Annotated in this window: 7 protein-coding genes; 4 read left to right on the top strand and 3 right to left on the bottom strand. The window is 45.6% G+C overall.

Annotation, left to right across the window (positions count from 1 at the left end):
- On the bottom strand, positions 1 to 263 hold a 263-nt coding region (locus tag B2337_RS09165), incomplete at its 3' end, for a formaldehyde-activating enzyme (RefSeq protein ID WP_292742533.1).
- Positions 264 to 396: 133 nt separating this feature from the next.
- Between B2337_RS09165 and B2337_RS09160 the strand changes: the two genes are divergently transcribed.
- Together B2337_RS09160 and B2337_RS09155 are read left to right on the top strand one after the other, a co-directional pair.
- Positions 397 to 792, top strand: coding sequence for a group II truncated hemoglobin (locus B2337_RS09160; protein ID WP_292413413.1), 396 nt, complete (start codon positions 397 to 399; stop codon positions 790 to 792).
- Positions 793 to 794: 2 nt separating this feature from the next.
- A complete protein-coding gene (locus B2337_RS09155; RefSeq protein WP_292359497.1) occupies positions 795 to 1541 on the top strand; it encodes a competence/damage-inducible protein A in 747 nt (248 codons plus the stop codon).
- On the opposite strand, the gene B2337_RS09150 is transcribed toward B2337_RS09155, so the two are convergent.
- Positions 1526 to 2440, bottom strand: coding sequence for an AEC family transporter (locus B2337_RS09150; RefSeq protein ID WP_292359498.1), 915 nt, complete (start codon positions 2438 to 2440; stop codon positions 1526 to 1528). The two genes, B2337_RS09155 and B2337_RS09150, sit on opposite strands and share 16 nt — an antisense overlap.
- 216 nt (positions 2441 to 2656) lie before the next feature.
- Between B2337_RS09150 and B2337_RS09145 the strand changes: the two genes are divergently transcribed.
- Together B2337_RS09145 and B2337_RS09140 are read left to right on the top strand one after the other, a co-directional pair.
- Positions 2657 to 4558 carry a bifunctional diguanylate cyclase/phosphodiesterase gene (locus B2337_RS09145; RefSeq protein ID WP_292742531.1) on the top strand — a complete coding sequence of 634 codons (1902 nt, stop codon included), beginning with the start codon at positions 2657 to 2659 and terminating at the stop codon, positions 4556 to 4558.
- A 3-nt stretch (positions 4559 to 4561) separates the two neighbouring features.
- Positions 4562 to 5233, top strand: coding sequence for a transglutaminase-like cysteine peptidase (locus tag B2337_RS09140; protein WP_292413411.1), 672 nt, complete (start codon positions 4562 to 4564; stop codon positions 5231 to 5233).
- Positions 5234 to 5245: 12 nt separating this feature from the next.
- Here the strand turns inward: B2337_RS09140 and B2337_RS09135 are convergent, their stop codons facing one another.
- Entirely contained in the window at positions 5246 to 6463 is a 1218-nt protein-coding gene (locus tag B2337_RS09135) for a TolC family protein (protein WP_292413408.1), read from the bottom strand.
- Positions 6464 to 6470 lie beyond the last annotated feature (7 nt).

Genomic DNA, 6470 nt, shown 5'->3' with positions numbered 1-6470 from the left:
GTACCCATCAGGATATTGGTATAGGCGGTGTTTTTAACAGTCACTTTACTGACCATGATAGTCGCAGGACGAACCTGAACATCGGTATTCATCAGCGCCAGTACGCGCGAATGACCTTTGACCTGATCACCCATTAAGTTGGCAAATGCAGTTCCTACTGGTCCATCCAGTTCACCGATAACAACTTCCGGTTCTGCGGCAGTTAATGGCGGGCCATCCGCGATCAGTGCTTCACCTGTTCGCATTACAATTCTTTCACTCATAAGCTATCGCTCCTTTATTTAGTGCTAAGAAAACGACTCATTATCCCGGTCTGAACCTGATGCCGCAACCTTATAACCCTTTATGAGTACATTGATGCAGAGTAAACTGTGACGTTTTGAGCTTGGATTCAGCATGGCCGAAATCGCAACACCTTATGAACGCATTGGCGGCGAACCTGCCGTCAGAAAACTCTGTCATACTTTTTATAAAATCATGTGCGAGACGCCGCAAACTGAGGTAATCCGTGGCTTACATCCACAAAACATCCAAATCAGTGAAGATAAACTCTTTATGTTTTTAAGCGGTTGGCTGGGTGGCCCTTCCTTATATATAGAAAAGTATGGACATCCCCGATTGAGAGCCAGGCATCTGCCTTTTTCGATTGGTATCGAAGAGCGGGATCAGTGGTTGTACTGTATGGCGCAGGCGCTTAAAACCATGGATCTCGATCCATTATTTGCTGAACAGTTGATGAGTTCATTTGCCCAGACCGCAGATTTTATGCGTAATCGACAGGAATCGGAGTAAACATGCATATTGGTGCGGTCATTATTGGTGATGAAATCCTCAGTGGTAAACGTCAGGACAAGCATTTTAATCAACTACAAATTATGCTCGCCAAGCGCGGTCTGGAACTCAGCTGGACGTTGATTGTAGGTGATGATCCACAGCAGCTTGAGCGAGCATTACGCTATAGCATGAGCAGCGAAGATCTGGTGTTCAGCTTTGGTGGAATCGGTGCTACTCCGGATGATCGAACCCGGCAGACTGTTGCCAAAATTGCTGATGTACCCTTAATTCCACATCCAGATGCCATTGCAGAAATTGAAGCCCGTTTTGGCGAATCCGCTTATCCCAATCGGATTTTGATGGGGTATCTGCCAGAAGGGGCTCGGATAATTCCTAATACAATTAATCAGATACCGGGATTTTCTTATGCAAACCATCACTTTACACCTGGCTTTCCTGAAATGGCCTGGCCAATGGTGGAATGGGTTTTGGATAACCGATATGCACATTTAAAAAATCAGCGGCCCGCAGCTGAACAGACTATTTTTGTGCAGCGCGGCCGCGAGTCCGATTTATTACCGGTAATGAATCAAATCGTACATGACTATCCGCAATTGAAGCTTTCAAGCCTGCCCCATCTGGGTGATCCCCCACATATTGAATTCAGTCTGCGGGGCGAACTCGATCAGGTTGAACAAGCCATGCAACTAATCAAGCAGGCGATTGATCAGGCCGGTTTTGTCTGGTCTGATCAGTTAATCCAATAAAACCACAGCGGTAAACTCACCATGCATAACACGGTCGTTAATGTCACGGCTGCCGCATAAAGTGATGTATCCAAACCGTAGCGTTCACAGATCACTATGCCAAACACCATTGTCGGCATCGCAGCGGATAAAATCACCGTGGTCATAATGTCGGCTGGTAAATTGACTATTTGCGTGAGCAACCAGACACCAGATGGCGCAATAAATAAGGTAATAATGGCCACGGGTAACAACAAGGGTAATAAACTGAACCGAAAACTTTGCCAGCGAATGCTCATACCTAATGCAATCAGCATTAAAGGAACGACACCACCAGAAAGTGTTTGCAATGCCGCATGAATAAATTCGGGTCGGTTAATATTCAGTAAATTCAATAATACAGCGATAGTTACCGCCCATAAAGGCGGGATTTTAATCAGACTTTTTAATGGATGCGTTGACTGGTCATGACTGCCGTAATAACCCGCCATTAACATTCCAACCGTCATCAAAACCGGTGTACAGGCAAATAAATCGTATTGCAGAATAATGGCATTCGACCAGCTGCCGAGTACCTGATCCAATACCGGCAATCCCAAGTAAGTGACATTCGGAAATGTAGCCGCCAGTATTAATGCGCCCTTTTGCGTATTGGTTACCGATGTATATTTCAATACCAGCCAGATAAAAAAAGCGGCTGTCAGCAGACCACTCATGGCCAGCAGCGAAATTTTCATGGAATTGATATCTAAAGGCGCTTGCCAGATCACATCAATCACCATTGCCGGTAACAGGATATAAAACACCAGATCCGTCAGTGCACGCCGATGCGCCAGCGCAGGGATATGTTTGGGCGCCAGAGCCTGCCAAAGCGCGCCACAGGCAATTAAAACAGCCATTTGCGCCAAAACAAGAAACATGGGAAGACAACCTTCAAGGAGTATTGACGGATCGTATCAATGCATAGCTGAAAACAAAAGCATAATCCTTCCCGATTTTGACCAATAACTCAGTATTTAGCTTGCTTGAGCGTTGATGCACAGGTAATGTTAGCCCGATTACTGGATGAAGCAGCAAAACGCTTGTCTCATGCTGACTCCAGCCTGATGATACCTTTCAAATTGAGGTTGTATCTTATGTCTTTATCAAAACAGTTACTTATTCTGTTAACACTGATTTTTCTGATTGTGTTCTCAGTAAATTTTGTCATGAGCATGGACAATATCCGTAGTTATCTGCAAGGTGAATCGGAAGTGCATGTACAGGACACAGCAACCTCTTTGGGATTATCCCTCAGCCCGCATATGGCCGATGAGACAGATCCGATTCTGCGAACCATGATGAACGCTATTTTTGATACCGGCTATTACAAGGAAATGCGTTTATTGGATGTCGATGATAATGAGCTGGTTCGGCTGACCAATCCGGATGAAGTTCGGGGAGTTCCTGACTGGCTTATCCGCTTCCTGCCAATCGAAACCGTCACGGCCGTCAGTGAAATCAGTACTGGCTGGAATATCGCCGGCACCCTGCATGTCACCAGTAATCCTGGTTATGGCTACCTCAAGCTGTATGAGCAATTTAAATCTACCCTTAAATTTTCCCTGTTAATCCTGCTTGGCGCTATTTTATTGCTGTTGATCGTATTAAGAATGACATTGCGCCCATTAAAAGACATTACCAAACAAGCCGATGATATCTCTGCCGGAAAATTTACCGTTATCGATGATTTGCCCTGGACCAAAGAAGTGCGTTCTGTGGCCAAATCCATGAACAGCATGTCGACTAAAATCGGCAAGACCATTCATCATTTGAATGCCCGTCTGGATAAACTCAATGACAACCTGAACCGTGATCCGCTGACCAATCTGTTAAATCAGCAAACCTTTAATGTAGATATCAAACAGGCATTATCAATTGGTGAATTTGGTCATGTCATCTATATCAAATTTGATGATTTAAGTGCGGTGGTGAAAAATCATGGTAAACAGGCCGTAGATGAATTACTGCAAGCTTTTGCCAGCCAGTTACGGCAGCTACCTTTCACGAATACACGCAGTTACCGTTGGTATGGTTCCGAATTTGCTGTGTTAACAACTGACAGCAATATCGATGATATCACCCTGATTGCTGGGCAGATTCAATCGATTGCCAGCGAATTAGGTCAGCAATACGATCAGAGTGATTTGCTGCATATGGGGATTGTGTCGTTTGAACGAAGCAGTGAGTTCGAACGATTGATGCCTGCTTTGGTGGAAGCCTATGAACAGGCACGTTTGATCGAAGCCAATGCATTTTATATCAAGGAAAACATTCTGAGTTCGATGACGGAAATGAGCTGGAAAGCGACTATCGAACAGGTCATTAAAACCGATTCAGCCGTTATCACTTTTACCAACCAGGCTTATAACTACAGTGATACCGCCAAACCCCATCTGGTGATGCGCGAAGCCTTTACTGAAGTGCGGGATGGAAATGGAGATCTGCTGCCAATCGGCACGTTATTCTCAATGGCTGAAGCCTTTGATCTGGTGGAAACACTGGATAAACATATTGTGCAGAAAGTGCTGAAACTAATGCAGCAGGAAGCTGAACCCGCCCCTGTTACCATCAACTTATCCCTGGCTTCTATTGCTTCCGCTGACTTCAAACAATGGCTTGGCAAAGAGGTTATTCAGTCCGGCATTTCCCCGGCTCTGCTTGCCTTTAGCGTAACGGCTTATGCTGCGGCCAAGGATCTGGATACGTTTACGAATTTCAGCATTTTTGTCAGACAATTGGGTGCACATAGTTTGCTCAAACGTTATAGCAGTGATGTCATTCCAGTGAATCTGCTTAAAGATCTGCATATTGATTACATCCGACTGGCGCGTGATTTGACCACTGAGATCCGTAGCAATACCAGTAAGCCCGATTTGCTGGATATTATTCAGGAAATTGCCCGTTTAATTGAAGTGCGGGTATTAGCGGAAAGCGTGCAAGATGAAGAAGACTTCCTGTGGCTGCAACAGGCTGGTTTATTCGGGATCAGTCGTTAATCAATGTTACAAAGGCTAAAGCCAATTGTTTTAGCAGCTATCCTCGCATGGCTGCTGCCATTTTCGGTACCGCTGTTAGCGGAATTACTGATTTCGGAAGCGTTGTTGCAAAAGATTGAAAATGAATATGACAGTGATGCCAGACAACGGGTAGAAGCATGGCAGGCATTGATGCTGGAAGGCAAGGATCTGACAGATCACGAAAAACTCACTGTGGTGAATGATTTTTTCAACAGTAATGTCCTGTTTGTCGATGATATTTTGCTGTGGAATCAGGAAGACTATTGGGCCACACCGATAGAAATGCTGTCGATTGGCGCCGGTGATTGTGAGGATTATTCGATTGCCAAGTACTTCACGCTGAAACAGCTGGGAGTAGATGAAGATAAACTACGCATCACATACGTTAAGGCCACCAACCTGAACCAGGCTCACATGGTCCTGACCTATTTTGAAAATCGTCGTGCTATTCCATTGGTTCTGGATAATCTAATCAATGAAATAAAACCGGCAAACCGTCGTCAGGATCTGATACCGGTTTACAGTTTTAATGGGACGGGTCTGTGGCTGGCCAAGTCACGCGGTGAGGGACAACGTGTCGGCGATGCCTCACGCTTGTCTTTATGGGAAGATTTAGCTGCCAGAATGCGTGCTGAAAGTGCTATTTCCAGATAATCCGGCAAACCATTATAAATTCCGTCCCGCTATCTGGTTTATCATCGAAATTTGTTGCTGAATCTCAATTTCCAGCTGCAACAACTGATGACGATGTTTATCCGCGACTTCCTGACTACGTAAAAAAGTCGTTAAATCAATACCGCCCATATCAAAACTGCGTTGTTGCATCGAAACATATTGTTGACTGACCTCATACTGCTCTTTAAGCAGGATTTGGCGTTGTTGCAGGGTTTTATATTTATCTTTCGCGGCAAGCAGCGCCGCTTCAAGCTGTCGTTTCTGTTGCTGTTGCGCTATTTGCAAATCAGCTAACAGACGACTTGCCTGAGCAATTGCCGGCTGTTGATAGCGGCTGTCATTCAGCGCAAAACTCACACCCACACCAATACTGTTATTGTATGGATCGGCATGAGCATCACGTTCACGTTTGACGCCCAGCGATACGCTGGGATGGCGGGCATTGTCATAACGCGCATTGGCCATTTCACTGCGTTGCCGGGCAATCTGCTGTTCAAGTTCCGCTAACAAGGGGTGATCTTTGTCAATTTCCAGCACCATGGGCAGTGTTTCTTCGATCACATCAGGTAACACCTGCTGGCCTGTCAGAAATTGATACTGATTCAAGCTTTGCTGCAAATCCATTTTGGCTGAAGCCAGCTGGGACTGCATTTCCAGATGATGACTTTGTGCCAGTAAAGCCTCCGAACGTGACAAATCCCCGCCTTCGACCCGGTTTTGAACATTTTTCAATAAATTCCCGGCATTTTCCTGCAAGGTTTCAGCATGTCTGACCTTGGCAGCAGACAGCATTACCTGCCATACATGTTCACGTACTTGTGCTGATGCATCCAGACGGATCCTTTGTTGATAATACGGTACTTCTGCTGCCAGATGACGTGACAGATTCTGTTGCTGACGCTTTTCGCCCGGCAGCCAGATAGGCATTTCAACGGAGGTTTCCCATTCCTGCAGTCCATCACTGCTGCCAATGACATCATTAAAATGATTAACCGATAAACTTAATGGCTCGGCAAACAGCTGCCCGGCCAGTGTGGATCGGCTTTCTGCCAATGCATCCATACTGGCCTCTGCCTGACGTGCAGGATGATTGATAAACACATGGTCAGTGAGGGTCTGTAAGGTGACCGGGGCTTCCTCAGCAAATACCGAATTGCTTAATACACTACTGCCAAATCCCAACAATAAACCAATAAGCCGCCGTTTCATGTTTTAC

It is taken from the genome of Methylophaga sp. UBA3192 (assembly GCA_002363955.1).
Taxonomy (GTDB): domain Bacteria; phylum Pseudomonadota; class Gammaproteobacteria; order Nitrosococcales; family Methylophagaceae; genus Methylophaga.
This window is presented reverse-complemented; position numbering and strand designations above follow the sequence as displayed.

Coding starts and splice junctions, on each gene's coding strand:
- B2337_RS09160 (WP_292413413.1), top strand. CDS start 397: ATGGCCGAAATCGCAACACCTTATGAACGCATTGGCGGCGAACCTGCC.
- B2337_RS09155 (WP_292359497.1), top strand. CDS start 795: ATGCATATTGGTGCGGTCATTATTGGTGATGAAATCCTCAGTGGTAAA.
- B2337_RS09150 (WP_292359498.1), bottom strand. CDS start 2,440: ATGTTTCTTGTTTTGGCGCAAATGGCTGTTTTAATTGCCTGTGGCGCG.
- B2337_RS09145 (WP_292742531.1), top strand. CDS start 2,657: ATGTCTTTATCAAAACAGTTACTTATTCTGTTAACACTGATTTTTCTG.
- B2337_RS09140 (WP_292413411.1), top strand. CDS start 4,562: ATGTTACAAAGGCTAAAGCCAATTGTTTTAGCAGCTATCCTCGCATGG.
- B2337_RS09135 (WP_292413408.1), bottom strand. CDS start 6,463: ATGAAACGGCGGCTTATTGGTTTATTGTTGGGATTTGGCAGTAGTGTA.